The organism is Dethiosulfovibrio russensis (genome assembly GCF_021568855.1).
Lineage (GTDB): Bacteria > Synergistota > Synergistia > Synergistales > Dethiosulfovibrionaceae > Dethiosulfovibrio > Dethiosulfovibrio russensis.
Genome location: NZ_JAKGUG010000005.1, coordinates 131610 through 157545 on the forward strand (window position 1 = coordinate 131610; position 25936 = coordinate 157545).

General features: G+C 56.4%; 23 protein-coding genes. 9 read left to right on the forward strand and 14 right to left on the reverse strand.

Translation table 11 applies throughout. The annotated features are described in order from the left end of the window. The first annotated feature begins 44 nt into the window (after window positions 1–44). Genes L2W48_RS07300 through L2W48_RS07310 form a run of 3 tightly spaced genes read left to right on the forward strand, consistent with a single transcriptional unit; the run spans window position 45 to window position 3650 of the window. Window positions 45–1061 (forward strand): ABC transporter substrate-binding protein, encoded by a 1017-nt coding sequence (locus tag L2W48_RS07300; protein WP_236099383.1) that lies wholly within the window; start codon window positions 45–47, stop codon window positions 1059–1061. Then, a complete protein-coding gene (locus L2W48_RS07305) occupies window positions 1045–2706 on the forward strand; it encodes an ABC transporter permease (RefSeq protein WP_236099382.1) in 1662 nt (553 codons plus the stop codon). Before L2W48_RS07300 ends, L2W48_RS07305 begins: the two co-directional genes overlap by 17 nt. Then, complete coding sequence (locus tag L2W48_RS07310; protein ID WP_236099381.1) at window positions 2691–3650, forward strand: ABC transporter ATP-binding protein; 960 nt, start codon at window positions 2691–2693, stop codon at window positions 3648–3650. The genes L2W48_RS07305 and L2W48_RS07310 overlap by 16 nt, the downstream gene beginning before the upstream one ends. Here L2W48_RS07310 and L2W48_RS07315 read toward each other — a convergent pair. Genes L2W48_RS07315 through L2W48_RS07335 form a run of 5 tightly spaced genes read right to left on the reverse strand, consistent with a single transcriptional unit; the run spans window position 3647 to window position 8349 of the window. Next, on the reverse strand, window positions 3647–4609 hold the full coding sequence (locus L2W48_RS07315; protein WP_236099380.1) for an ABC transporter permease: 963 nt from the start codon (window positions 4607–4609) through the stop codon (window positions 3647–3649). The genes L2W48_RS07310 and L2W48_RS07315 overlap by 4 nt on opposite strands. Next, on the reverse strand, window positions 4609–5367 hold the full coding sequence (locus L2W48_RS07320; RefSeq protein ID WP_236099379.1) for an ATP-binding cassette domain-containing protein: 759 nt from the start codon (window positions 5365–5367) through the stop codon (window positions 4609–4611). Before L2W48_RS07320 ends, L2W48_RS07315 begins: the two co-directional genes overlap by 1 nt. Before the next feature lie 26 nt (window positions 5368–5393). Continuing rightward, window positions 5394–6386, reverse strand: a complete 993-nt coding sequence (locus L2W48_RS07325; protein ID WP_236099378.1) for a sugar ABC transporter substrate-binding protein — start codon at window positions 6384–6386, stop codon at window positions 5394–5396. Between the two features lie 44 nt (window positions 6387–6430). Beyond that, entirely contained in the window at window positions 6431–7582 is a 1152-nt protein-coding gene (locus L2W48_RS07330) for a double-cubane-cluster-containing anaerobic reductase (protein ID WP_236099377.1), read from the reverse strand. 5 nt (window positions 7583–7587) lie between these two features. After that, window positions 7588–8349, reverse strand: coding sequence for an acyl-CoA dehydratase activase (locus L2W48_RS07335; protein WP_236099376.1), 762 nt, complete (start codon window positions 8347–8349; stop codon window positions 7588–7590). A 156-nt stretch (window positions 8350–8505) separates the two neighbouring features. Between L2W48_RS07335 and L2W48_RS07340 the strand changes: the two genes are divergently transcribed. Next, window positions 8506–8868, forward strand: a complete 363-nt coding sequence (locus L2W48_RS07340; RefSeq protein WP_236099375.1) for a response regulator — start codon at window positions 8506–8508, stop codon at window positions 8866–8868. Window positions 8869–8940: 72 nt separating this feature from the next. Here L2W48_RS07340 and gyrB read toward each other — a convergent pair whose 3' ends face one another. The 3 genes from gyrB to L2W48_RS07355 form a co-directional block, all read right to left on the reverse strand. Then, on the reverse strand, window positions 8941–10854 hold the full coding sequence (gyrB, locus tag L2W48_RS07345; protein ID WP_236099374.1) for a DNA topoisomerase (ATP-hydrolyzing) subunit B: 1914 nt from the start codon (window positions 10852–10854) through the stop codon (window positions 8941–8943). Between the two features lie 4 nt (window positions 10855–10858). Next, on the reverse strand, window positions 10859–11050 hold the full coding sequence (locus L2W48_RS07350) for a hypothetical protein (protein ID WP_236114927.1): 192 nt from the start codon (window positions 11048–11050) through the stop codon (window positions 10859–10861). A gap of 73 nt (window positions 11051–11123) precedes the next feature. Further along, entirely contained in the window at window positions 11124–12551 is a 1428-nt protein-coding gene (locus L2W48_RS07355) for a hypothetical protein (RefSeq protein ID WP_236099372.1), read from the reverse strand. Between the two features lie 176 nt (window positions 12552–12727). Here L2W48_RS07355 and L2W48_RS07360 point away from each other — a divergent pair, with 176 nt between their 5' ends. Then, entirely contained in the window at window positions 12728–13729 is a 1002-nt protein-coding gene (locus tag L2W48_RS07360) for an ABC transporter substrate-binding protein (RefSeq protein WP_236099371.1), read from the forward strand. Beyond that, window positions 13705–15318 (forward strand): ABC transporter permease, encoded by a 1614-nt coding sequence (locus L2W48_RS07365; protein ID WP_236116523.1) that lies wholly within the window; start codon window positions 13705–13707, stop codon window positions 15316–15318. The genes L2W48_RS07360 and L2W48_RS07365 overlap by 25 nt, the downstream gene beginning before the upstream one ends. On the opposite strand, the gene L2W48_RS07370 is transcribed toward L2W48_RS07365, so the two are convergent. Genes L2W48_RS07370 through dapA form a run of 5 tightly spaced genes read right to left on the reverse strand, consistent with a single transcriptional unit; the run spans window position 15302 to window position 19832 of the window. Further along, window positions 15302–16399 (reverse strand): aspartate aminotransferase family protein, encoded by a 1098-nt coding sequence (locus L2W48_RS07370; RefSeq protein ID WP_236099369.1) that lies wholly within the window; start codon window positions 16397–16399, stop codon window positions 15302–15304. The genes L2W48_RS07365 and L2W48_RS07370 overlap by 17 nt on opposite strands. Continuing rightward, window positions 16399–17619, reverse strand: coding sequence for an aspartate kinase (locus L2W48_RS07375; protein ID WP_236099368.1), 1221 nt, complete (start codon window positions 17617–17619; stop codon window positions 16399–16401). The genes L2W48_RS07370 and L2W48_RS07375 overlap by 1 nt, the downstream gene beginning before the upstream one ends. A 2-nt stretch (window positions 17620–17621) precedes the next feature. Next, window positions 17622–18320, reverse strand: a complete 699-nt coding sequence (gene dapD, locus L2W48_RS07380) for a 2,3,4,5-tetrahydropyridine-2,6-dicarboxylate N-acetyltransferase (RefSeq protein WP_236099367.1) — start codon at window positions 18318–18320, stop codon at window positions 17622–17624. Continuing rightward, entirely contained in the window at window positions 18302–18952 is a 651-nt protein-coding gene (locus tag L2W48_RS07385) for a 4-hydroxy-tetrahydrodipicolinate reductase (RefSeq protein WP_236099366.1), read from the reverse strand. The genes dapD and L2W48_RS07385 overlap by 19 nt, the downstream gene beginning before the upstream one ends. Window position 18953: 1 nt before the next feature. Next, window positions 18954–19832: a 4-hydroxy-tetrahydrodipicolinate synthase gene (gene dapA, locus L2W48_RS07390; protein WP_236099365.1), complete on the reverse strand. Its 879-nt coding sequence runs from the start codon at window positions 19830–19832 to the stop codon at window positions 18954–18956. 523 nt (window positions 19833–20355) lie between these two features. Here dapA and L2W48_RS07395 point away from each other — a divergent pair. Then, window positions 20356–21549 (forward strand): M20 metallopeptidase family protein, encoded by a 1194-nt coding sequence (locus L2W48_RS07395; RefSeq protein ID WP_236114925.1) that lies wholly within the window; start codon window positions 20356–20358, stop codon window positions 21547–21549. On the opposite strand, the gene L2W48_RS07400 is transcribed toward L2W48_RS07395, so the two are convergent. Then, window positions 21530–22762, reverse strand: coding sequence for an HD-GYP domain-containing protein (locus L2W48_RS07400; RefSeq protein ID WP_236099363.1), 1233 nt, complete (start codon window positions 22760–22762; stop codon window positions 21530–21532). The genes L2W48_RS07395 and L2W48_RS07400 overlap by 20 nt on opposite strands. Window positions 22763–22878: 116 nt before the next feature. Between L2W48_RS07400 and L2W48_RS07405 the strand changes: the two genes are divergently transcribed. Further along, window positions 22879–23769, forward strand: a complete 891-nt coding sequence (locus L2W48_RS07405; RefSeq protein WP_236099362.1) for a hypothetical protein — start codon at window positions 22879–22881, stop codon at window positions 23767–23769. Next, window positions 23766–25895 carry a CHASE2 domain-containing protein gene (locus tag L2W48_RS07410; RefSeq protein ID WP_236099361.1) on the forward strand — a complete coding sequence of 710 codons (2130 nt, stop codon included), beginning with the start codon at window positions 23766–23768 and terminating at the stop codon, window positions 25893–25895. The genes L2W48_RS07405 and L2W48_RS07410 overlap by 4 nt, the downstream gene beginning before the upstream one ends. Window positions 25896–25936 lie beyond the last annotated feature (41 nt).

The following is a 25936-nucleotide window of genomic DNA, read 5'->3' on the forward strand; positions in this document are numbered from 1 at the left end:
ATAATCTTTTTTATAGGTTCAAAGCATAACAGAGGAGTGAAAAAATGAGAAAGACGACGATTTTAATAGCTTTATCGGCGATCTTGGCAACGGCCTCTATCTCGTTCGCACAGACGGATAAACCCCTGAAGGGGCAGAGCATCAGCATTTTCGCCGCCGCCACCGGCATAGACGAGACCTTCGCCGAGTTTACCAAGGACACGGGGATCAAGGTCAACTATCTGGAGATGTCCTCCGGAGAGGTACTCACCAGGCTCAGGGCATCCAAGGGCAAAAACCTGGCGGACGCCTGGTTCGGAGGCGGAGTCGACAGCTTCATGGTAGCGGGCCAGGAGGGATTTCTGGAAAGCTACGTCTCTCCCGAGGCGGAGAAGATCCCCGAGGAATACAGGGATCCCGACGGATTCTGGACGGGGCTGTCCCTGGTGGCGGTGGACTTCATCGTCAACGAGGATATATTGAGAGAAAAGGGAATTTCCGCTCCTAAAAGCTGGATCGATCTGGGCAAACCGGAGTACAAGGGCGAGGTGATGATGAGCAACCCGACCATCTCCGGCACCAATTACTCGGTTATCTTCGAGATCCTCGAGATATTCGGAGAGGAAAAAGGCTGGGAGGTCATCCGAAACATCGACGCCAACATCCCGTTCTACACAAAGAGAGGCTCCGCTCCGCCGAACAAGGCGGCCATGGGCGAGGTAGCAATCGGCATAGATCCCTACGACGTGGGAGTCAAACTGATAGCTCAGGGACATCCGGTAATCTCAGTCTTTCCCGAGGAAGGCACCCCGGGGTCGCTGGCTCCGGTCGCCATAATGAAGGGCGCAAAGAACGTAGAGGCGGCTAAAGCCTTCGTCGACTGGTGTCTCTCCAAGAGAGGCCAGGAGGTCCAGATGGCAAACACCGCGAAGGTCGGAACCAGGCCGGACGCGGAGGTACCGGAGTATCTCAGGGGACTGAAGGACGCCAAGATAATTCTGGTGGATCCGATAAAATCCGGAGAGAGGCGCGAGGAGATACTTGGCAGATGGCAGAAGGAATTCGGTGAGAAAACCGAGTAGACAGGCCGGAGGGGCATCTCAGGATGCCCCTCTTATACTGTTCGCCCTTCTGGCAGTAGGCGTCCTGATATTCGTCCTGTGGCCTACCGTAGCCATACTGAAGGAAAGCCTGTATCCCGACGGACATTTCAGCTTGATGTACTACCAGGACCTGATCGAGAAAAATCGCAGACTGATCGGCAACAGCTTGTTCATCGGGTTCTGGACCACTCTGTTCGCCGTATTCATGGGGCTGTGCTGTGCCCTCTACGTTACCTACACGAACTATCGGGGCAAGAAAACCGTCCTGGCAGTGCTGATGATGACTCTTATATCGCCACCCTTCATGTCCTCTCTGTCCTATATCATGCTGTTCGGCAGAAGAGGCCTGATATCCTGGAAACTTCTAGGTCTTCACTGGAACCCCTACGGTCCTCACGGGATAATACTGATGGAGTCTATCGGATTGGCCTCCATAGCAGCCTTCCTGATAATGGCTGTGCTCAAGGGAACGGATCGAGACCTGGAAAGGGCGTCGCTGGACCTGGGAGCGGGAAGATGGGCAACCATGCTAAACGTCACCTTTCCTCTGGCCAGGCCGGGAATCGTGACGGCAGGACTTATCGTTTTCGTTAGGTCTCTATCTGACTTCGGCACCCCCATATTCATAGGGGGAAGCTACAATGTCCTGGCCACCCACGCCTATACCACGGCGGTAGGATCCTACGACCTGCCGAAAGCCGCCGCCATATCGACACTGCTGCTGGTTCCAGCCCTGATAGCCTTTCTGATATACAGACGGCTTATGGCAAAGAACTCGCTGTTCTCCATCAAGCCCGGAGGCCAGGAGATATCGGAATCCCGACTTCCACCGATGGTGGGAGCGGTGGTCTGCACGGTAGTCTGGGGCTACGTCATTTTCGAGATCGCCAAGTACGGAACCATTTTATCCGGAGCCTTCGTCAAGACCTGGGGAGTGGACTTCTCCTTTACGGGCAGACACCTGGAGGCCCTGAAGCTGGCTAAGATGGGCAGCTTGTTCAGAAGTCTAAAATACGCCGTGATCACCGCCGTCGCAGCCGGGCTGATGGGAGTGCTGATGGCCAGATATCTAGGACGGGCCAAGGGAATATTCGCCAGGACGATAGACTTCGTGGCAGACCTCCCCTTTATCCTTCCCGGGCCCTTCTTCGGAATATCCTATCTACTGGCATTCAACTGGATGCCAGAGGCGGTACTGGCCTCGGGGTTTCTGATCGTCACGAACTGCGTCTACAGACAGCTCTCCCTGGGGATAAAGAGCGGCATCTCGGTCATGGGTCAGATCAATCCAGAGCTGGAAGATGCAGTAAGGGACCAGGGAGGAAGCTCCTTCTTCGCGTTGAAGGACGTCACCATTCCCCTCATGACACCAGCCTTCGCAATAAGCTTCATAAACACCTTCACCTTCACCATGACCACGGTGGGAGGAATTATATTCCTGATAACCCCTTACACGAAGGTCATGACGGCGGAGATGTTCGAGGCCATACAAAGCGGCAACATAGGGGCCAGCTCCGCCATGGCGTCCGTCATAGTGGTTGTGACTATGACTGTGAATTTGATATTCTCCCGATTGGTCCTCGGAGGGAAGAAACGGGAGGCCAAAAAATGTATCTTCGGCTAAATAATCTTAAAAAAGCGTTCGATGAAGTTCCGGCGGTGGACGGACTTTCCATCGACATAGAGGAAGGCGAGATGGTGTCACTGCTGGGCCCAAGCGGCTGTGGCAAGACCACCACACTGAAAATGGTGGGAGGCTTCATACGGCCGGACGCCGGAAGGATAATTCTGGACAGAGAAAATGTCACGGAGCTTTCGCCAGATAAAAGACCTACCGCCACCGTGTTCCAAAGCTACGCTCTGTTTCCTCACATGACGGTTATCCAAAACGTGGCCTACGGATTGAAATTTCGAGGAATAAATAAAAAAACTGCGCAGAAGGCAGCTGAGGAAATGCTCGATAGGGTTGGTCTTCCCACGTCGCAGGACAAGACAATCCACCAGCTCAGCGGGGGGGAACAGCAAAGGGTCGCATTGGCCAGAGCTCTAGTGATAAGACCTAAGGTCCTCTTGATGGACGAGCCTCTCAGCAACCTGGACGCTAAGCTCCGGATCCGGATGAGATCGGAGATAAGAAAGGTTCAAAGAGATATGGCTATAACGGCCATATACGTCACCCACGATCAGGAGGAGGCACTGGCCCTCTCGGACAGGATCGCCGTCATGGAAAAGGGAATCGTGGCCCAGATCGGCACACCATACGATATATACAGTCATCCCAGAACGATATTCGTAGCCGACTTCATCGGCAGAAGCAACTTCGTTACGATGGGCGACGGTCGTAAAGCGGCTGTTCACCCGGAGGACGTATCCCTATCCTCGGACGGAGGTGATTTCACCGGAAAGATTACCGGCCGACAGTTCAAGGGCGCCATGACCACCTACTCCGTAAGAGTCGGACAATCGACGATGGAGGCCGACGTTCTGAGCAGGGACGATCTGAGATGGAATGAGGGAAAATCGGTGCACTTAAAGTTGAACAGGGACAAGCTGGTCTATCTGGACTAGCTTGTCCCTGTTCTTCTGGCCATCAAGGTATAGATCGAGACCGACACCACTATGATCAGTCCGTATATAAGCCTGGTCCAGAACCCGGCCAGACCGGCGCTCACTATGCCAGCCTCTATGATGCCTATTATGGCGGCCCCTATCAACGAACCGTATATGGTGCCCTCGCCTCCATAGGCCGAAGTTCCTCCTACGAAGACCGATGCGAAGACCAACAACATGTATCCCTCGCCCTGGGTTGGCCACCAGTTGGCCAACTCCAAGGTGGACAACATCCCGGCGAAGGCGGCCAATATTCCCATCAGGACGAACGCCAGTATTCTGACTCGCTCCACCGGTATACCCATCATGGCAGCAGCACGGCGGTTGTCCCCTACGAAGAGCAGAGAGTCACCGAAAGCGTGCCGGTTCAGGAGCAAGGCCAGACCCAGGGCTATCGCCAGACACCACAGAAACTGGGCCGGGATCTCGCCGCCCAGTCTCCCTACCAAAAGAGAGTGTAGACCGTTGCCCCTTATGGAAGCCAAGCTCACCGCGACCCCGTCGGACAGCAGCAGAACAAGACCACGCCAAAAAAACTGGGTACCGATGGTGGCGATTATGGACGGCACCCCTATTCGAACCACAATCAGACCGTTGGTCCAACCGATGAAAGCCCCCGAGAGAATCGCGGCTCCGAAGGCAAACCAGGAAGACCCGGTCCGAACGAAGACCTCGGCGAAGAGATAGGCCGACGCCGCGGCCACGGAGGGGAAACTCAGGTCCATGTCTCCGGCCACCACGAGAAGGGTCATACCCATGGCGAGGACGGCGGTAACCGGAATGGTGGACATGAAGGACCGGTATATCCTCATGCCGGTAAAGGTCCTGGGGCTGGCGATGGCAAAGGCGAGCAACAACCCCGCGAAAGCAAGGGACACCAGAACCTGGAGTCGATAGCGTTTCAGTAAAGCTCCCATCACGAGGCCTTCCCGTTCACCAGATGGAGCATGGCCTTCATAAGCTCATCCACCGTCACCTCGTCCTTCGAATAGGAGGACTCGATTCGTCCTCTATCCATGAGGACGAATCGGTCCGCGACCTGTGCCACGTGCCCCAGATCGTGACTTATGACGACGCAGGATCGCCCGTCCTCCTTTATGGAACGTATGAAGGAGAGCACCTTGGAGACCTCCCCGAGAGAAAGAGCCGTAGTAGGCTCGTCCAACACTATTATCTCCGCCCCGAAGTACATGGCCCGCCCTATAGCAAGGCCCTGTCTCTCCCCTCCGGAGAGGGTCCCGACGCTGGCGTCTGGGTCAAGCCCCACCCCTCTAAGGCCCAGGACGGACGAGAGAAGATCCATGGTATCCCTTTTCTCTCGGGACACGTCGATAAACCCCCACCGGTTAGTCAGATGTCTTCCCATGAAAACGTTGCGCCAAAGGGGCTGTTTCTCTCCCAGCGACCTCTCTTGATAGACCGTCTCTATGCCCAGAGACCGGGCACGACCTACGCCGTAACGGTCCAGATCGATATTCTGCCCCGAGATGGACATGGTTCCGCGATCGGGACGATGGACCCCGGAGAGCACCTTTATCAAGGTCGATTTTCCGGCGCCGTTGTCCCCCAACAGAGCGACTATCTCTCCCCTCTTAAGGAAAAAATCCACCCCTCTGAGGGCCTCTACGTGGCCGAAGGATTTGACGATTCCTTCCATCTCCACCAGCTTATCCAAATCCTCACCGCCTTGATGTCAGGATATCAGCGAATACCCTTAGCCGCCAGAGGCGCTATGACCTCCACGTTTTCGGAGGACACGAAACCGCCGCCTGTGTCTATTACTAATCCTCCGAAACCGTACCTCTTGGTCTGGACTATCTGAAGCACCGACAAATACCCCAGCAGATATGGCTGATGTTCCGACACCAATGTCAGGTAGCCCTCCTCGATGGCGGAAGCCGTAGCAGGGGAGAGGCTGAATCCAGCGGTAAAAATCTCTCCGGGCTTCACCCCAGAGGCCCTGAGAAAGTTCCCAACCTGAGAGGTCAAAGCCCCATGGTCCATGATCATGAGCTTGCAGTCCGGATGGCTGGACAGATAGCCCGTAACTATCGGCGTCCCCAGGGCGGTGTCCTTGTCCACCTCGGGGGAGATCTCCAGATAATCGACCACCATGCCGGCGTCCTCCAAGGTCTTTATTATGGCCCTAGCCCTGCGTCCCCTGTTCTTGAGCCTCTTGAGCCCCCACACGAAGGCCCGATCACCTTCTTTGAAGTCACCCCTACGAAGAACTTCCTTGGCAAGATCCTCGCCCTGCTTCCATCCGTCGGGCCCTATGTAGCCGAAACCCTTGGACTGGAACATCGGCTGAAGGCGGGGCAGTTCGGTATCGATGGCGGTCACGATTATCCCTCTGTCGAAGGCCTCCTTGACCAAAGGCTCGTAGGCGTCGTCCCCCGGGGAACCGTAGATCACCATGCCGTCGGGATCCATGGCCATGCCGTTTTTGAAGTTCTCCAGCATCTTCTCCGGATTCCAGTCCGAGTACACCAGCGTAAGCTCACAACCGAGATCGACTGCCGCCTGCTTGGCTCCCTTGCCCACCGTGGTATTGTAAGGACCTCCCACGGGACCACCGGTGTCGAACCAGATCTTAATTCCCTCTCCGCTGCGGACGGTATCGGCCGAAGACGCTCCGGCAGTCATAACGATAGAAAGAAACAGCACCGCGATCAGCTTGGACAAAACTCTCATGATATCTCTCCTCTCCATGCGATAAAGAAATCGATCCTAAAAAATCACAGCATCTCCAAAAAGGCGCCTATCCTGGTGGCGAGCTGGCCTATATCGCTCTTGGAATAATCGGTCTCGACGGACATATAGGGCCGTCCGGTGGAACGGACCAGCTCTCTGACCTCGTAGGTCTCCACGGCATAGGTGTGACAGGCCTGTAGGACCACCTCCACCACTCCATCGACATTATAGCTTTCGATGAGGTTTTTCAGGTTATCCATACGGGAAGTATTGGGGGTCATGACGGAGCAGCCCACGTTAAGATATTTATCCGTCAGGGCCTCCATAGGAGGCCTGTCCTCGTCCACCAGAAAACCCAGTTCCTTGACGCCCCCGCAGTTCTCGTAACAGACGACCACGGCTCCGGCGTCCTCTATGGCGTGGATAACTTTCTGAGCCCCTCCCAGAGGACAGCCCGTTATCAATATCCTGGGGGCGTCCTTGCCAACCCGCCTCTCCCCTAGGTCGTAGGCCTCTCGGATCTGAGATACCAGGTTCTCCAGCCAGGGGACCAGCTCTTCCTTGTGGAAGTGGAACTCGCAGTATTCGGATATGAGATACTGCTCCTTGCCGGTTATGGCGGGAGGATCCATCATGGACAGTTCCCAGAGGGATTTCAGGGCAAGACGCTCCCTGTTTCTAAGGGAGATTCTCTCGGAGATCGCCCCGTCGTCTATGGAGACGTCGAAAGCCCTCTCCAGTCCGTCTTTAAGTCTGTCCAGCTCGGCACGCCAGGCCGATCGGGATCCGTCTCCCTCGGCGGTCTGAGGCAGCATCATCAAGTGTAGGGGCTTCATCCTCGACATGAGTTCGTACATCTTCTTCTTGCCGTCGCATGTACTTTCCGCTATGACCATGTCGCAGAAGTGAAAGTAGGGACATTTATCGGTCAAGGCGTAGCCGTAGCTCGATTTTATCAGAGGGCAGAGATTCCTGGGCAGATGCTCCTCCGCCGCGGTTATAGGGTCCTCCCCTCTGGCGCACAGTGTGGCCGGAATGGCCCCGGCCGCGGTGATAAGCTCCCAGGGAGCGAAGGTACAGTAGGTTCCGACGATGGGACGCCCTTTCTCGGACGCCTCCTTCACCTGAAGGACCCCGTCTTTTAAATGGGCCTCCACATCGGCCAGCAGTTCGTCTATCCTCGACACGCGCTTCATCCTCCTCACAGCTCGGAGGCTATCAGAGCGGAGCCAAGGGCTCCGGCGTAATGAGAGTCTCCGTAAGTTCTAACGTCGCAGTTCAGCTGCCCCTCCAGAAGAGAGACCAGGGAAGGACAGCGGGAAACCCCGCCGGTAAAGCCCACGACGGGCTTTATCCCCAGACGGCCCAACATGGAGGAAGCCCTGACCGCCACCGATTCGAGCAACCCCAAGGCCACCGCATTCTTACTGACTCCTTTGGCCAGATGGCTGACGACTTCCGACTCGGCGAAGACGGTGCACATACTGGAGATCTTCTGCATTTCTCCATCCGGATCTACCGCCCCGAATTCCTCTATGGAATACTCCAGCAAGGTCGCCATTACCTGGAGGAAACGGCCGGTACCGGCGGCGCATTTATCGTTCATCATGAAGTCCAAGACCCTACCGTGATCGTCCAGGACTATAACCTTGCTGTCCTGACCTCCTATGTCCAGAACGGTACGGACCTCCGGGTCCATAAAGTGGGCCCCCCTGGCATGGCAGGTTATCTCCGTGACCGCCTTATCCACCTCCGCGAAGGACTTTCTGCCGTATCCGGTGGAGACCACACAGTCGATCCTGCCTGGCGACAGCGAGTTCCTTTTCAATAAGGACTCCATGGCCCTATGCCCCGCCTCTGAGGGATTCCAACCGGTGGGCTCAAGATGCCGGTCCACTATGTCTCCGTCGAACAGAACTGCCTTGGTTCCCACCGACCCTATATCGACACCTATGGTCAGCAAAGGATCACCCCTATCGGTAATATTATTTATTTACTTTGATTATGATCCAAGCGAATAGTATATAGGTCACGGATAAATGAGTCAACCGCGTCATGACCGATGGCGACAGGACTGATATACTTAAAAAACAGAGTGGACTCGAGAGGGGGAAGACCGATGTCTAGAATTATGGTGGTGGACGATGCCGCTTTCATGCGTATGATGTTGTCCAACATGCTCACCAAGATGGGACATGAAGTGGTGGCCGAAGCGGACAACGGAAAGACGGCCTTGGAGATGTACAAAAAGCACTCTCCCGACGTGGTCACGATGGACATAACCATGCCTCATATGAACGGCATAGAGGCGGTAAAGGGCATCATAGGGTTCGATCCGAAGGCAAAGATAGTTATGGTAAGCGCCATGGGACAGAAGGAAATGGTAATAGAGGCGGTGAAGGCGGGAGCGAAGGACTTCATCGTGAAGCCCTTCAAGGAAGATGCGGTCTGGAAAGCTATAGAACAGGCCATGGAAAGCTGAGAAAACGAGGTGGGGACATCCGACGAGAGATGTCCCCACCTTTTTTATCTTTATCCGATCGTCAAGACGGCGCTACACGTCCAGATTTTGGACCTCATGGGAATGAGCTTGAATAAATTCCCTTCTGGGCTCGACCTTGTCGCCCATCAGTATGCTGAAGTACTCGTCCGCGGCCAGGGCATCGTCCACCTCTATCCTCTTCATGACCCTGTTTTCAGGATCCATGGTGGTCTCCCAAAGCTGCTCCGGGTTCATCTCTCCAAGACCCTTATACCTCTGAACACCTATCTTCTTTCCCGTGTCCTGATGACTGTTCATGAAGGAACGGAGGTCCTTGTCGCTGAAGATATACTCCGAATGCCTGCCGATCTGAACCCTGTACAGAGGTGGCTGGGCTAGATAAATATATCCTCCCTCGACAAGCTCCTTCATGTAGCGGTAGAAGAAGGTCAGAAGAAGAGTGCTGATGTGAGCTCCGTCGACGTCGGCATCGGTCATGATTATTATCTTGTGATACCTGAGCTTCGAGACGTCGAAGTCCTCCCCTATTCCACAGCCGAGGGCCTGTATGATGGTCCTTATCTCTTTGCTGCTGAGGATCCGATCCAGCCGGGCTTTCTCCACGTTGAGGATCTTTCCCCTCAGGGGAAGGATGGCCTGAAAGCCCCTGTCCCTGCCCTGCTTAGCACTTCCTCCGGCACTGTCTCCCTCGACTATGTAGACCTCGCAATTTTCCGGGATGCGGCCCGAACAGTCCGCCAGCTTTCCCGGCAGGTTCAGGCCGGTCATAGCTGTCTTGCGAACGAGCTCTCTGGCTTTCTTGGCAGCTTCCCTAGCCTGACGGGCCTTGACCGCCTTGTCAACAACGGGTTTAAGGACGGAGGGGTCGTCGTCCAGGGCCACCAAAAGCCCCTCGTAGACGATGGAATCCACTATCCCCTTGACCTCGCTGTTGCCGAGCTTGGTCTTCGTCTGACCCTCGAACTGGGGATCGCCGAGCTTAACCGATATCACGCAGGTTAAACCTTCCTTGAGGTCCTCTCCTGACAGGTTGGCGTCCTTATCCTTGAGGACCTTGTTCCTCCTGGCACTTTCGTTTATGGCCCTCGTGATGGCAGAACGTAGGCCTATGACGTGGGTTCCGCCCTCCATGGTGTGGATCAGGTTGGCAAAGGAAAACAACCTCTCGTGATATCCGTCGTTGTACTGAAGTCCCACCTCGACGAAGGTGGATTCCCTCTCTCCCGACACCACTATGGGCTTGGGAAAAAGCGAACTCTTGTCTCGGTTGAGGTATTCCACGAAGGACGCCAGTCCTCCCTCGTAGTGGAAGGCCCATTCCTTTTCCTCTCTGTCGTCGACCAGGGCTATCTTCAGCCCCGGGTTCAGGAACGCCATCTCCCTGAGCCGGTTGCCAAGGATCTCGGCGGAAAAGCAGACCTCCTCGAAGATCTCGTCGTCGGGCATGAAGTGAACGGTCGTACCGCTTTTATCCGTCTCGTAGCCACCCTCCAGGTCGGTCACGGGAATGCCCTTCTCGAACCTCTGTCCCCAGGTCTTGCCGTTTCTGCATATATCGAGCTCCAGCCAGGACGAAAGGGCGTTCACCACCGATACGCCTACTCCGTGAAGTCCGCCGGAGACCTTGTAAGTATCGTTGTTGAACTTGCCTCCGGCGTGCAGAACGGTCAAAACGACCTCGCAGGCAGGACGTCCGTTGGAGGGATGGGGATCGACGGGGATACCTCTGCCGTTGTCCGACACGGACACACTTCCGTCGGTATGTATAGTTACCTTTATCTCGGAACAGTAACCGGCCAGAGCCTCGTCAACGGCGTTGTCGACGACCTCGTAGACGCAGTGATGAAGTCCCCGGGTCGCGGTGTCTCCTATGTACATCCCCGGGCGCTTGCGTACCGCCTCCAAGCCCTCGAGAATCTGTATGCTCTGTGCCGTATATTGAGACTGGGCCGAAGTTGCCGTCATATATTCATTCTCCTTCCTTTCGGGAAACCAGATCGGTTCGCCTCGGAAAACAGCGCCGTGCCAGAGTATCCGGTCTGAAGACCGAACGCTCCACGGTCCCGTCGTCGCGATATATACATGTCCCATCTCCATCCTTGACGAGAACCACTACCGTCTCCAGTGACAGGACATCTTGGGATTCCAACATCAAAAACATAGCATCCCCCTTTCGGGAACACTGTCCTCAACCGATATATTATAACTCAACAGAGGAATATATAGTAACAGAGCTAACGAACTCCCTCGGAGTCGAACTTGGTCTTGAACCAGTCCCTGACCTCCCTGGGCAGAACCCTGAAGCCGAACCTCTCCTTGGTGAGCCATAGATAGTAATCGTTGGAAAAAGACGATGCCAGCCCCTTTATCGACTTGCCCCGATTTTCCTTTAAAAGCTCGTAGGTGTTCTTGAACTCTCTGTCCTCGTCGGCGTCCCACCTGAAGGTCGCCAGGGAATATGCCACGGCCCTCTCGGCACTATGACTCGGGAAAAGTGGAAGCATAAAGGTGTTGTCCGTCCAATCGTACGTTCCGTATCCCTGACCGGGAACTATTACCACCCGGGGAATTCCGTACATTCGCACCCTGGGGACCCTGAGCATGTCGTTGTCCAGAGGTACTAGACGGTTCAATATCTCCGAGACGGCCTCAAAGGTCAGAGGAGGCTGATGAGACTGTTGACACAGAGGAGACGTGTCGGTCCGGGCCATTCCGGCCATCTGCGCCGCTACCTCCTTTTTTACCTTCAAAGCCTCTTCCACCTGGACCAAGCGATCTCCATCCGACTCCGTTCCAAACTTGGCGGAACCTCTCTCCACCGCCTTGTCCCAACGGTCCATCTCGTTTCTTATGTGTATGGTCACCGATCCCAGAAAAACGACGTCGTCCAGTAGCCCCTTGAGCTTGCGCCTCTGGCTGTCCTCGAACCCCTCCACAGACTTAACCGCCCTCGTAAGGATCGACTCTATTTCCTTCCTGGCATAGTGAAAGGAATTGGCCCCGTCCACGACCTCGTTGTATTCCTTTTTCTCCAGCTCCCTGAAATAGCGGGTTCTCATATGACGTTCAAGAAAGGGCTCCAGGTTCTTCTCCAACCTGTCCACCAGTTCGTCCGCCTTATCCTTGGGACATTCGGGGATCTGAGGCAACATGGCCTTCAGAGAAAAGGCCGCCCTCTTAAGAGCTCCGGAAAGCTGGGCCTGATACCGTTGAAGCTTGTCCCCGAACCTTCCGGCACCGCTTCTTTTCTCCCTGTTGTACAGTAAGGCGTATTTCTCGATCCAAAGATCCGTGAATGTAAGATAACGGAACATATCGTCCGGCATATCCTGGGCCAACCAGACCGGCAGGTCCTCGTTGAACGGGGTCACACCGGGGGAGAGAAAGCCGCAGTCCAGGAAAAGCCTCTCCTTCGACTGAAAAGAGAGCGACACCGGAAGTGTCTTGATCATGGCGACAAGTATCTCCCTGAAGATCTGCCAATAGCGATCGGACATGGAGTTCCATAGCTTTCTGGCCTCCACTCGATCCTCTCTCTCCGAGGACTCCTGATATTTTCTGTATGCCCCTATGTCCTTGCCGTAATCGGAGCAAAGGGTCCTTATTCCTTCCTCCTTTTTCCACCGCTCCACGAGAGCGGAAAGTACTACCTCTTGTGCCAAGGGGGACTCCCCTTTCATAGTTAGATATATACATTCCCTATTGTACCGTAACCGGCCGAGACCTGTGCCACTTGAGCAGGGATTTCAGGCCTATCTGGCTATGGAGCCTGGGAACTAAAAGGACTACAATCTAAACAAAGCTAATCGAGGTTAAAAATCCGGAAAGGATGACGACTATGAAAAAGACTCTAGTACTGGCGATCGGGATCATCGTCCTGGCTCTTTCTGCTTCCTCCGCAACCGCGTCCCAAGAAAGCCTGAGGGCCTATACTATATGGTCCGAACGATATGCAAAGGCGATCTTCGATGCATTTACGTCGGACACCGGGATAAAGGTCGAATGGATGAGGTTCTCCTCGGGGGAACTTCAGGCGAGAATGGAGGCAGAGAAGGCCAATCCCCAGGTGGACGTGGTTTTCGGCAACATGGCGGAGGCCTTCGTGGACGGAATGGCCAAGGGACTGTTCGATCCCTATCTCCCGGAAAATGCGGAGAAAATCCCCTCGGAGTTCAGGGACAAAGAAGGTTACTGGACGGGCGTGGCACTGGACCCCATATGTTTCATGACAAACCAAAAGTTTCTACAGGATAAAGACATGACTCCACCGAAATCCTGGGAGGACCTACTGGACGACCGCTACGGCAAGAAGCTACAGATGGCCGACGCCAGGACCTCAGGAACGGCCATGTATAGGATACTCAGTCTGGTTCAGGCCATGGGAGAAAACGAAGCCTACGTCTATCAGACGAAACTCAACGATAACGTACAGGTATACACTAAGAGCGGATCGGGAGGAGCCCTGCCCATCGCTCGAGGCCAAGCCGCCGGAGGCATATTCTTCCTGGTTGACGCCCTGGAGATGAAACAGAAGGGCTACCCCGTCGTGGTCAGCTATCCGGAAGAAGGGGTGGTGGCAGGGATAGAGGCCATGGCCCTCGTGAAGGGAGCGTCGCAACCCGATCTGGCTAAACTCTTTCTCGACTGGGCCTCGGGAGAGAGAATGCAGCACCTTTACGGGGAGAACGGCATAAACCTCATCCCCACAAATCCCGACGTCCCTCCCGCGACGCCGGAGCTGGATATCAACTCGATAAAGATCCTGCCACTGGACGTCGAATGGGCGGGAGAAAACAGGGACAGACTGGTCGAGAGATGGGTAGAAGAGGTGCTTCGCTAGCTTTATGGGCGGCCTTGGGGGTGTTCGTGCTTTATCCCCTGGGCCGTCTCTTCGTAGTAGCGACCACCCATGGCGGAGGATTCTCGCCGACCCCCCTGCTGAACGTGATGACCGACGGATACAGCCTCGCCGCCATGAGGAACACAGCGATACTGGCGACGGCAGTGGCCACGGCGGGAACGGCGATAGGTTTCGCCTTCGCGCTCTGCTCCTCGGGGATACCGATTCCCCGTTGGATCGGAAGATCCGTCGACAGCGTAGTCGTATTGCCACTGGTCTCTCCGCCCTTCATGACCGGAATCTCTCTGTCGGTACTGTTGGGACCGGGGGGGACCATACCGAATCTGATAGGCATGCCCGACCTGAACCTCTACGGGTTCTGGGGAACCTGGCTCGCAGAGATCATGACCTATTTCCCTCTAGCCTATCTGGCACTGTCGGCGGTCCTCGAGGGGATAGACGGAGAACTGGAGGAATCGGCCATGACCCTGGGGGCCACCAGGCTCCAGGCCTTCCGAGAGGTGACCGTTCCTCTGGCGATTCCCGGACTGGCCAACTCGTTCCTGCTGCTCTTCGGAGCCTCTTTGGCCGATTTCGCGTCTCCTATGGTGATGGGAGGACACAACTTTCCCGTCCTAACCACCCAGGCCTATCTAAGGATAACGGGCATGTACGACCTCCAGGGAGGAGCGGCCCTCTCTCTTTTTCTGATAATACCCGCTATAGGGGTTTACCTGATCCAGAGAAGGTGGACAGAGAACCGGGAGTTCACCACCATTTCGGGAAAAGGCGGCAGGGACCGTCCTCGAAGACCGATCGAGAAGTGGGAGAAGTGGGTCCTGGCCGTCGTGGCGTCCATATCGTCGTTCCTGTTGGTCGTATACGGCACTATACTGACGGCGTCGTTGGTCCGGGCGTGGGGACTGGACAACTCCTTTACGCTGGAACATTACGGCTACGCCCTGTCGTCGGGGTTGGGATCCATAAAGGACACCTTCCTACTGGCTACCACCGCCACTCTGATCGGCACGGTCGTATCGGTCACGGCGGGATATCTGGTCACGAAAAGGGAGACCCCCCTCAGAGGAACCATGGAGGCGGTCTCCCTTCTGAACTCCATATTGCCCGGCACTGCCGTGGGGATAGCCTACGTGATAGCCTTCAACTCCGGCCCGATCGTCTTGACCGGAACCATGACCATACTGGTGGCCCTGTGCGTTTTCCGCTACGGCGCCGCGGCGATGAGGCTCACGATAGCATCGCTGAGCCAGATGGACCGTTCCCTGGAGGAGGCCGCCATGAACCTAGGAGCCTCGGGGTTCACCGTGTTCAGGAAGATAACCGTCCCCCTTATAGCCCCGGCCATATCGGGAGGGATGAAATCACTGTTCGTGATATCCATGACAGCGATAAGCGCCATGATATTTCTGGTCTCGGTCAGATGGAACCTCCTCACGGTTAGGATACTGGAGTGCATCACCGAGCTTATGTTCGGCCAGGCGGCGGCCCTGTCGGTGGTGCTGGTTACCATCGTCTTCTCCGTTTCGAAGCTGATAGACCGGCTCTTTCGAGTTAGATGGAGAAGTTGAGCTTATCCAACATCTCCTCTATCTCGTCGTCCGTCACGTTCAGAGCCGGCAGAAAACGTATGGCCCCTCCGGCTACATTGAGCAGTGCCCCTCGATCAAAGGCCGCCTGGCGAACGGTATTGGCGTCTTTCGTGACTGCGCCTATCATGAGCCCCAAACCTCTGACCGAATCGACCCAAGGAAGCCTCTTCAGCCCTTCGGACAGAAGCCGCCCCTTACGGGTCACCTCCGAGAGAAAATCGTCGGTCATGGCCTGCAAGACCGGAAGCCCCGCCGCAAGGGATAGGGGGTTTGGGGCAAAGGTGGAGCCGTGTTCCCCCTGAGCGAAGGGAGAACATCCGAAGGCCAGAAGTGCTCCCAGAGGGAGCCCTCCCCCTAGCCCTTTCCCCAATGTAATCAGGTCGGGTTTTAAGCCGTAATGCCGATAGCCATAGCCCTTTCCGGTCCGCCCCAGGCCGGACTGGATCTCGTCGGCCACCAAGAGGAACCGACCTTCCTCGTGAAGGGAGTGTATGGTCTCGGCCAGATCCTCCGAGCAGGGCAAAATTCCGCTGTTGCCCTGCACCGTCTCCAGAAAGACCGCCGCCACCTCGTTGGCCTCGCAGAAGAGCCTCAGGCACTCGCCGCTCAGAGGTAAAAATATCCCATCGGAAAGCAGCGGCTCGAAGGGCTTCCTTATGCCCGGCCCCCAGGTGATGGACAGGGAGCCGCAGGTCCTGCCATGAAAATTCCCCTTAAAGGAGATTATCTTGCCCGGCCGGAGGGCCTTAACAGCCTTGATAGCCGCCTCGGTGGCCTCCGCTCCCGAGTTGGAAAATGCTACCTGTCCGTCTCTTCCGTCCAGTGCCAGAACGGCCTCGGCCATGGAAAGGGCGTCGGGATCGAGAAAGTAGTTTCCTAGGTGAAGATGTCGGCCTGCCTTGGCCTCGATGGCCTTCAAGGTCGGTCCGTAGGAATGGCCCATGGCCATGACTCCTATGCCGGAGTAACAGTCCAGAAACTCTCCCCTGTCGGTGAAGAGCCTGACCCCCTCGGCACGTTCCACCGTGATCGGGAGGGGACTGTAGAGAGGTGCCAGCATCAGGCTTGCTCCTCCCTACGATCGAACTCCGCCACCAGAGCTTTGGCGGCGTCTCCGGCCTGATCCCTCGGGACTAGCACCGATATCTTTATCTCCGACGTGGTGGTCCCTAGAACCGAGACCTCCGCTCCGTCCAGAGCGGAGAAGAAACGGGCCGCCACGCCGGAGCTGGTCTTCATCCCGACTCCCACAGCCGACACCTTGGCGACGGTGGAGTCGTCCGACAGGGACCAACCGTCGATACCCTCCAGACTCTCCCTCACGGAATCACGGACCTGACATATATGCCCCGACACCACGGAGAAGGTTATGGACGTCCTCCCCCCGGCGGAGACGGTGGATATCATGTCCACGTTGACACCGTCGGCGGCGAGACATCCGAAGAGCCTCGTGAGGAGGTCGACCCCGTCGGGCAGCCCCTCCAGAGTGACCTTCATCTGATCCATATCGACGGCGATACCGGTTACCACAGGTTGTTCCAGCCACTCCGGAAGCGTATTCACGATTCTCGTCCCCTCCTCGTCGGAAAATGTGGAGCCACAGTAGAGGTCCACCTCGTATTTCTTAGCTATCTCCACCCCTCTGGAATGGAGGACCTTGGCTCCCAGAGCGGCCATCTCTAACATCTCGTCGTAGACCACGTAGTCCAGCTTCTTGGCCTCCGGCACGACCCTGGGATCGCAGGCGTAGATACCGGCCACGTCGCTGTATATCTCACAGGGAACCCCCAGCTTGGCCGCAACTGCTATGGCAGAGGTGTCCGAGCCCCCTCTGCCCAATGTGGTCACGTCGCCGTCGGGCGATATGCCCTGGAATCCGGTGATGACCACCACCTGGACGTCCTCGAGACGATGCCTTAGCCTTGATAGGTCCAGATCAACTATGCGGGCGTCGCGAAACCGTCCGGTGGTCTCTATGCCGAGCTGGAAGGCATTGAGAGACAGTGCGGAGACCTCCATATCGTGCAGGGCCATCGCCAGCAGGGCAGCGGAGGTCTGTTCTCCCGTAGAGAGAAGCATGTCCATCTCCCTTGGACTCGGCGACGAACTAACCTGCTCCGCCAGGGAGATCAGGTCGTCGGTGGTATCTCCCATGGCGGAGACCACCACGGCCAGCCTGTCCCCTCGAGCTACTCTATCGACTATCTTTCGGGCGACTGTCTTTATATGCCCCGCAGTGGCGACCGACGAACCTCCGTATTTCTGGACCACTAAGGCCATGGCTAAAGTTCCCTCAGATCCGCCACTATGCGGGTTTTATCGGCGGTCTGGGCGTCCACGTCCTTTACCACCCTGGCCGGAATACCGGCCACCACTACTCCGGGAGGAACGTCCTTGGTGACTATGGCTCCGGAGGCCACCACCGAACGGGCTCCGACTCTCACTCCCTCGAATATGACGGCGTTGGCTCCTACCAGGACGTCGTCCTCCACCACCACAGGCAGGGCGCTAGGGGGCTCTATGACGCCGGCCAGAACCGCTCCGGCACCGATATGACAGTTCTTCCCCACCGTGGCCCGACCTCCAAGCACGGCGTTCATGTCTATCATGGTGCCCTCTCCTATCACCGCTCCGATGTTTATGACCGCCCCCATCATGACGACGGCCCCCCTGCCTATCTCCACCATATCGCGGATTATCGCTCCGGGCTCTATTCTGGCCTCGTATTTAGTGAGGTCAGCCATCGGCACGGCCGAGTTCCTGGCCTCAACCTCGACCTCGAAATCGTCGATGCGGTCCGAGTTGGCCTCCAAAAAGGCCATAACCTCGGCTCTGTCTCCCTTGACGACGCCGAACTCGGAACCTCCGACGAAACGGAGATCGCCCCAGCTCAGCCCATCCAGTTTGCCGGAGAGAAAAACCCTGACCGGCGTTTTCTTGACCGACTCCTTTATGAGTCGGATCACCTCTTCAGTGCGCATCGAACGACCTCCTCGAAATCGTAAAGTCCCGGCTCGCTATCCAGGGCAAAGCGAGCCGCCCTGTAGGCTCCCATGGCGAAGACCTTTCTGGACAGGGCCCTGTGTCCGAAGGACAGCACCTCTCCCTCGTTGGCGAAAGATACGGAGTGATCCCCGGGAACTCCGCCAAGTCTGAGCGAGTGGGTGGGACAATCCCTGCCGACAGCGTCTTTAAGTAAGATGGCGGTACCTGAAGGGGCGTCCACCTTGTGGACATGGTGGGTCTCGCATATCTCGACATCCCAGTCATCGAGGGCGGTGGAATAATCCCTAAGGACCATCTTCAACAGTCCTATGCCCATGGAAAAGTTGTATCCCTGGACCACCGGCACGGTCCTAGCCAGTTCAGCCAGGGCGTCAAAGTGCCTTTCCTCCAGTGCCGTGGTGCCGAGGACCAGGGCCGACCGATATTCCCTGCATATACCCAGGGTCCTCTCCAGCGCCTCGGGACGTGAGAAGTCGACCATCACCTCCGGCCGATCGAGAACGGCCTCGTCCTCCAGGGATACGGTGGCTACACAGTCATCCGGACCGAATACCTCCAGAAGTTCACGGCCCATTCGGCCGGAGGCCCCGGTTATTCCGTACTTCATATCAGAGCCCCAGCTCGTCCATCAGGCAGTCTAGACCGTCTCTGGCTTTCTCCGACAGAGGCACCAGAGGCAGGCGTATCTCCTGAGAACAATAGCCGATACGGGCCACCGCGTACTTGACCGGTATGGGGTTGGTCTCCACGAAAAGCCCCTTCATCATGGGGAAGAGCTTCATATGGGCCTTTCTGGCCGCAGACAGATCCTCGTCCAGGGCGGATCTGATCATGGTCGAGGTCTCCCGGGGAACCACGTTGGACAGAACGGAGATCACTCCGTCCCCTCCGCTACAGACCAGGTGGAAGGCCTGGTCGTCGTTGCCCGAGTAGACCTTGAACTCAGAACGGACCTTCTTGACCCTCCGTATGAGATCGTCCACCTGGGCCATGTCACCGCTGGCCTCCTTGATCCCTGCGACGTTTTCCAAATCAGCCAACCTCAGGACCGTATCGGGATGGATGTTGCATCCCGTACGTCCCGGAACGTTGTATATCACCATCGGTATAGATATGGCCTTGGCCACCTCCCGGAAATGACGATAGAGCCCCTCCTGTGTGGGCTTGTTGTAATAGGGGGTGACGACCAAGACCCCATCCGCTCCCAGATCCTGGGCCCTCAAGCTGGACGACACCGCATGATCTGTCGAGTTGCTGCCGGTTCCCACTATCACAGGGACCCTGCCTGCCGCGGTAGCGACGGCGCAGGAGATTATCTCCGTCCTCTCCTCCTCGGAGACCGAGGGGGCCTCGCCGGTCGTGCCGAGGACGATCAGGGCCTCCACGCCACCCTCTACCTGAAAATCTATGAAACGACGAAAGGACTCCTCGTCGAAACGCCCCTCGGCAAAGGGGGTTACCAAAGCCGTTCCGGTTCCTCTGAACATCTCTCAATTCCTCCTCTCGAATTTCGGGATCCTCCGGGATCCCAGTAAATGATATCCCTATTGTACGAAAAAAGCTCGCCCCCGAAATAGGGACGAGCTCGAGCCCGCGGTACCACCCCGATTGGACGATAGGAAGTTTCACCGAATGGATTTCGCGAAGGCCTGTCCTAAAGACAAGGCCCGTCCCTCGTCGAGGGACGGGCCGAAAACCCGCGGTACCACCCTGGTTGAGCATCTTCCGACGCCCCGCTTACGGCCCTGTGACGGGAGCCTCCCGGAGAGCTTACTACGACGACCTCCACAAAGATCGCCTTTCGGCCTCGGCTCACCGGACCTTACCCCCCGAAACAACGTCTCAGGTCCCTTCCAGCCGATGGAGACCTCTCTCTGGCGAAACGTCATACGTCACAGGGGCTTCCGGTTCATCGCCTTTGACGGTATGCTTGTGTAACTCCGATATCCGGAGATTTCCGAGAATTATATACGCCTGTGTATATGAAGTCAAGTGGAAAGGATGAGATAAATGGATACCATGGTTCAGGCCAGAGAACTGAGCGGGTGGCTCACCGATCTCCGCCGGGAGATACACCTCAGACCGGGGCTGGATTTCGACCTGGAGGAGACAGCTCTGTTGGTGGAAAGAGAGCTTGACGAGATGGGGATACCGTTCAGAAGACACGCGGGAACCGGAATAGCCGGAAGAATAGAGGGGAACTCTAAGGGACCTACCGTTCTTCTCAGAGCGGACATGGACGGCCTTCCGGTGAAGGAGCTGACCGGTCGACCTTACTCATCAGAGATCCCGGGAGTCATGCACGCCTGCGGACACGACGGACACACCGCCTGTCTGCTAGGAGCGGCGAAACTGCTGAACTCGGCGAAGGATTCCCTCGAGGGGGATATACTGCTGGTCTTTCAACCGGCGGAGGAGACCTCCGGAGGGGCCAAGCCCATGATCGACGACGGCCTGCTGGACTCGGGCAAGCCGCTGGCGGCGCTCGGGCTTCACGTGAACCCCAACCTGAAGGTCGGAACGGTGGGGATAAACCCGGGGAAGACCATGGCGGCATCGGATATGTTCGACCTGGTGATCAGAGGAGAGGGATGCCACGGAGCGGAACCCCACCGCGGACTGGACGCCGTGGCCATAGCCTGCCAGACCGTCACGGCGTTGCAGCAGATAGTCAGCAGAAGGACCGACCCGGTGGAGTCGGCTGTATTGACCGTGGGCTCCATCCACGGGGGCAACGGCAGGAACGTGGTTGCCTCAGAGGTCCGTCTGGAGGGAATCATAAGGACGGTGGACAGAGACCTCAGGGAAAAGCTGAGGGAGGAGACCGCCAAGATGGCGGTGGAGATCCCTAAAGCCATGGGAGGCGAGGCGGAAATAACCTTCGTGCAGGGATATCCTCCTCTGATAAACGACAGGCGGGTATGTTCCACCGTGTCCCTGTCGGCCCGATCCATACTGGGCGACGACTCGGTGATACCGATGGACAATCCTTCCATGGGAGTCGACGATTTTGCATACTTCGCCGAACTCTGCCCTTCCTGCTATTTCATGCTGGGGGTAGGCAACGGAGGCAAGGGGATATCGGCCCCGCTGCACAGCCCCTATTTCGACCTGGACGAATCAGCCCTCCCCATAGGAGCGGCGATCCTAGCCAAATCCGCGGCAACCCTGTTGAAGGAGGGACTCACCGACCGAAAGCCTTGATAAACCGGCCCTTCCAGTCGGACAAGACCGACCATTCCGACGGGTCCAGTCTTTTGTCCTCCTCCCTCAGGGCAGAGAAGAACTCCCGCTTCACCCTCCAGGCCAGCCCCTGGAGGGTGGAACCTCCCAAAAGCACGTCCTCGACTCCGAAACTGAAGATATCGCCCAAAGCCCGTCCTTTTAAGGGGGCCATCAGAGCCAAGACCCTCCCCCACGGGCCATCAGAACGGGTAACCATGCAGACCTCCCCTCTTTTAAGAAGGACGAAGCATCCTACGGGAAAGGGCACCACCATACTCTCCAGCAGAGAGAAGGCCTTGGCGTCCAAGGCATCTCCCACGGACTTTCTCATCGTTCGCAGGACCTCCCAGGGAAGATATCCCGGGCGATAGGGACGGTCGGTGGCGATGGCGTCGTACACGTCGGCAACGGAGGCGAGACGGATTATCTTGGGGATCCTGTCGCCGGACAGAATATTCTCCCTGTTTCTAGGGCCGTATCCCTTGCCGTCCAACCTCTGATGATGGTGGATTATGATCCCCCTCGCCATGGGCATCACGTTCGGCTGGTTCCTCACGAGCTCCAGTCCATGCCAGGGATGGAGCCTCATCTCCTCCCACTCATCCTCGTTAAGCATGCCCGGTTTGTTGAGTATCTCCAGCGGGACCTTCAACTTTCCTATATCGTGTAGAACCGCTCCCAACCCCATGTTTATACCGTCCTGAAAGGTCCCCAGGGGAAGCCAACCGTCCTCTATGGCCTCCCTATACAGGGCAAGGGACAACACAGCCACGGACCAACAGTGGTCGAAGGTCACCTTGTCCATATCAGCCACTGCCTTCAGACTGCCCATGGTCAGAGAACCGCCTTTTGAAAGCTCCGCCATAACGGAAGAGAGCAAATCTGACAAGACCTCGATGTCTTTCACGGAAAGAGACATTTTCTCCACCGCGTTCGAGAAGATGGCCTCGACCTTTCGCCTGCCCTCCCTCTCCAGTTCGTGGGATAAAAGTCCTTGCGGAGTCTCGGACGGCCCATCGGAGTCGTCCTTTATGTATATCTGATCGATCTTCTGCCTGCGGATGGCGTTTATCAAAGCCCCCGATAGAGGGACCCCCTGGGTTACCAAGGGAATTCCTCCTGCTCCGAAGATGGGGCGTCCAACCACCATACCGGGTTCCAGATCGTCTATGGATGCTATATATATTGCCATCGTAAAACCCCCAAAATATAGCAACATTATGCACTATCCGAGTTGACCTCGCTAGGCCGCTCTCCTTGTTTACTAGCCTAGGATTACAGTATTATATAAAAAAAGGAGGCTTCGCCATGAGAAAATCGCAAAAACCGTTTTTCGCCTTCCTAGCTGCGATAGCCGCTCTAGTTACGTCGTTTAGCGCCGCTGAGGGATCGGATCTCGTGGAACCTCTGATCCTATGGTCCGAGGACAGAGTCACCGCGGCCGGACAGGGCGTCGCTCCAGAGTCGGTAGAGTCTCCCGGCAGAGCGAGGTTAATGGCTAGAAGGGCCGCCGTTTTGGACCTCAAGAGAAATCTTTTGGAGTTCGTAAACGGCATATCCATCCAGTCCACGACCACATTGAAGGATTTCATGGCCTACGACGAGGTAAAGACCTCCGTCGAGGGAACCATAAGAGGAGTCACCATAGAAAAAGGAACCTGGGACGGACAGATCTACACCGTCGTAGGATATCTACCTATGAAAAACCTCCGAGGAGCGGTTGCCTCGAAAGTTCCCGACCTGAAAAGCAGGGAGGTCCCCGCCTACGAAGGGACCGGGTTCGACCGCCTGGTGCTGAACCTGGGAGATCGTCCCTTCCAACCGTCCATGATACTAACCGTGGTATCCAGATCGGGAAAGCAGGTATACGGAGCTTCGTTCATGGACAAAGAGACCTTCGTCGAGAGAGGCGCGTTCTCCCTTGAAGAGGGCGAGGTCTCTTCAAGGGGTATCTCCTGGGGAAGTTCCCCCGCCTGGGCAGCAGAGGGAAAACCTCTGGTCATATCCGACGACATATCGGTCGCCCAGGACGGAACCTTGACCATATCGGACGAGGCCGCATCCATCATAGAGGCCAACGGTTTCGATTTCAGAATACCCTGCAACGTAACTATAATATCGAAAGCCGCGGCGGTCAGGGGAGACTCCGGAAAGGTAAGAGTAGCCAAACAGGTACTGCCCCAACAGGGTGATAGATGAGACATACCAAATACCTCCGGAGCAAGGGACTACTTCTACTCATCGTGACTACCTTCGGGACTATACTTGCCATGTATCCCCTGGACATGTTCGTCCGGTTGGATCGGATCCTCATGGACCGTTACACCGACTATCTCGCCCCTCCCGAGATGAAGGACAGAATCATCCTGGTCCTGGCACAGGAACCTTCCTTTATGGAGCTTGGAGGGTGGCCCTGGCCCAGGTCGGTACACGGGAGACTTCTTACTCAGTTGCACGATGCCCGTACAGTAGTGCTGGACATGATATTCCCGGAAAAATCGGTATCCTGGCAAGACCGTTTCCTGGCAGAAAAGGTTGCGGAACAGGGCAACTGCGTCGTTGCCTATCATCTGACGGAACAGAACGGAACGGTAGATCCAGTACTGCCATATCGAGATCTGGTTCTATCGGCGAAATCCTTCGGAGTCGCCAACGTAATTCCCGACGTAGACGGACTGTATCGGTTTCTCGTCCCTCTGTGGACCGTTGGAGAGAGAAGCCAGCCGTCTCTTCCTCTGGCCGCCGCTATTGCTCACGGAGAAGAGCCTCTGACCATCTCGAAAGAGGCGGGGCGAGCTACTCTCATGCTGGGAGATCGGGCCTTCCCCATAAACGACGGAGGAGGCATATGGATAACCCATCGTCCCCTGGAGGAGATACCTGTCTACGAGTACTCGGACGTCCTGGCAGGAAGGGTCCCCAAGGACGCCTTCGAGGACGCCTTGGTCGTAGTAGGAGTAAACGCAGCTGGACTGGGGATACAGGACACGGTCTCCCTCTACAGCCAAGGGGTGGTAAGGCCGATTCCCGGCGCCTCCTTCGTGGCTCTCTCTATAGCGACCCTTCTAGACCCTGGCGGCATCCGGTCGGTACCCAGACGCTACGAGACCTTGCTGAGCGTTTTCTCCATACTCTGTTGCGGAGCGATCGGACTTTTGGCTCCTCCGATATGGAGCTGGGTCGTAGTATCTATAATGGTTATCGGCACAACGACAATACCCTTTATACTCCTCTCTCTGTGGGGTCTTTGGCTATCTCCCGGTACGGCTGTTGTCCTGGGGCTCTCGTCCTATCTGATATCAGTGGCATACAGGCTGTTGGGGCTCTCTCGATCGGCTAGAATGGGAGCCCTTTATTCCAACCTTCTGGCCTCGATAACATTCGGAGCCTGGAAGAACGGGGATATCGGGAAATCGCCGGAGACGGTTCTGGATCGGGTTTGGCCTGAAATAGATAAGCTGACCTCCATAAAATTGATTAGAAAACACGTGTCATCCCGAGTCGTTTCCGAAGTCATGAAAAGAGGAGAGGTAATATCCCAGGACGACGGGACCTCCCTGGTGAAGCTTCCGGGAGACTCGGAAAGATACCACATGTTCATAAAACCACCATCAGGATGGGAAGGGCTGGTGGAACTCGGCTGGACCGGCGAGATCTCCGAGGAGGATCTCGGGAGCGCCGTCGCTGTCGTCCTGACAGCCTGCTGGTTCTCCGTGGCTCTACAGAGAGAACAGCAAAGGGCTCAGGCCATACAGGGCGCCATAAAGGCCATAGTGGCAGCGGTCGACGCCAAGGATCAGGACACCAGGGGACATTCCGACAGGGTAGCCTCACTATCGAGGGAGCTGGCAATGGCCATGGACCTTTCGGACGACTTCGTAGAAGAGCTATACCTGGGAGCAACCCTGCACGACGTGGGCAAGATCGGTATACCGGACGCCATCCTCCAGAAACCGGATAAACTTACCGAGGAGGAATATGGAAGGATAAAGGAACATCCATCCATCGGCAGGGATATCATGGCTACAGTTACCTTGAGCGAGGTGGCGAAAAAGGCGTTGCTGGAACACCACGAAAAGCTGGACGGAAGCGGATATCCTCTGGGATTGAAGGGGGAGGAGATAAGCCTGGCCGGAAGAATCGTGGCTGTGGCAGACACCTTCGACGCCTTATCCAGCAGAAGGAGCTACAAAGAAGGCTGGGATCTCAAGGACATATTGGAGCTCTTCGACCGGGACTCGGGGACACTGTTCGACCCTCAGGTGGTTGAGGCCCTTCACAGGATAGGCCCCTCCTGGTACGAGAGAAACCATAGAGACATATAAGACGTAAGGTGCGAGACCCTTGGGTCTCGCACCTTACGTCT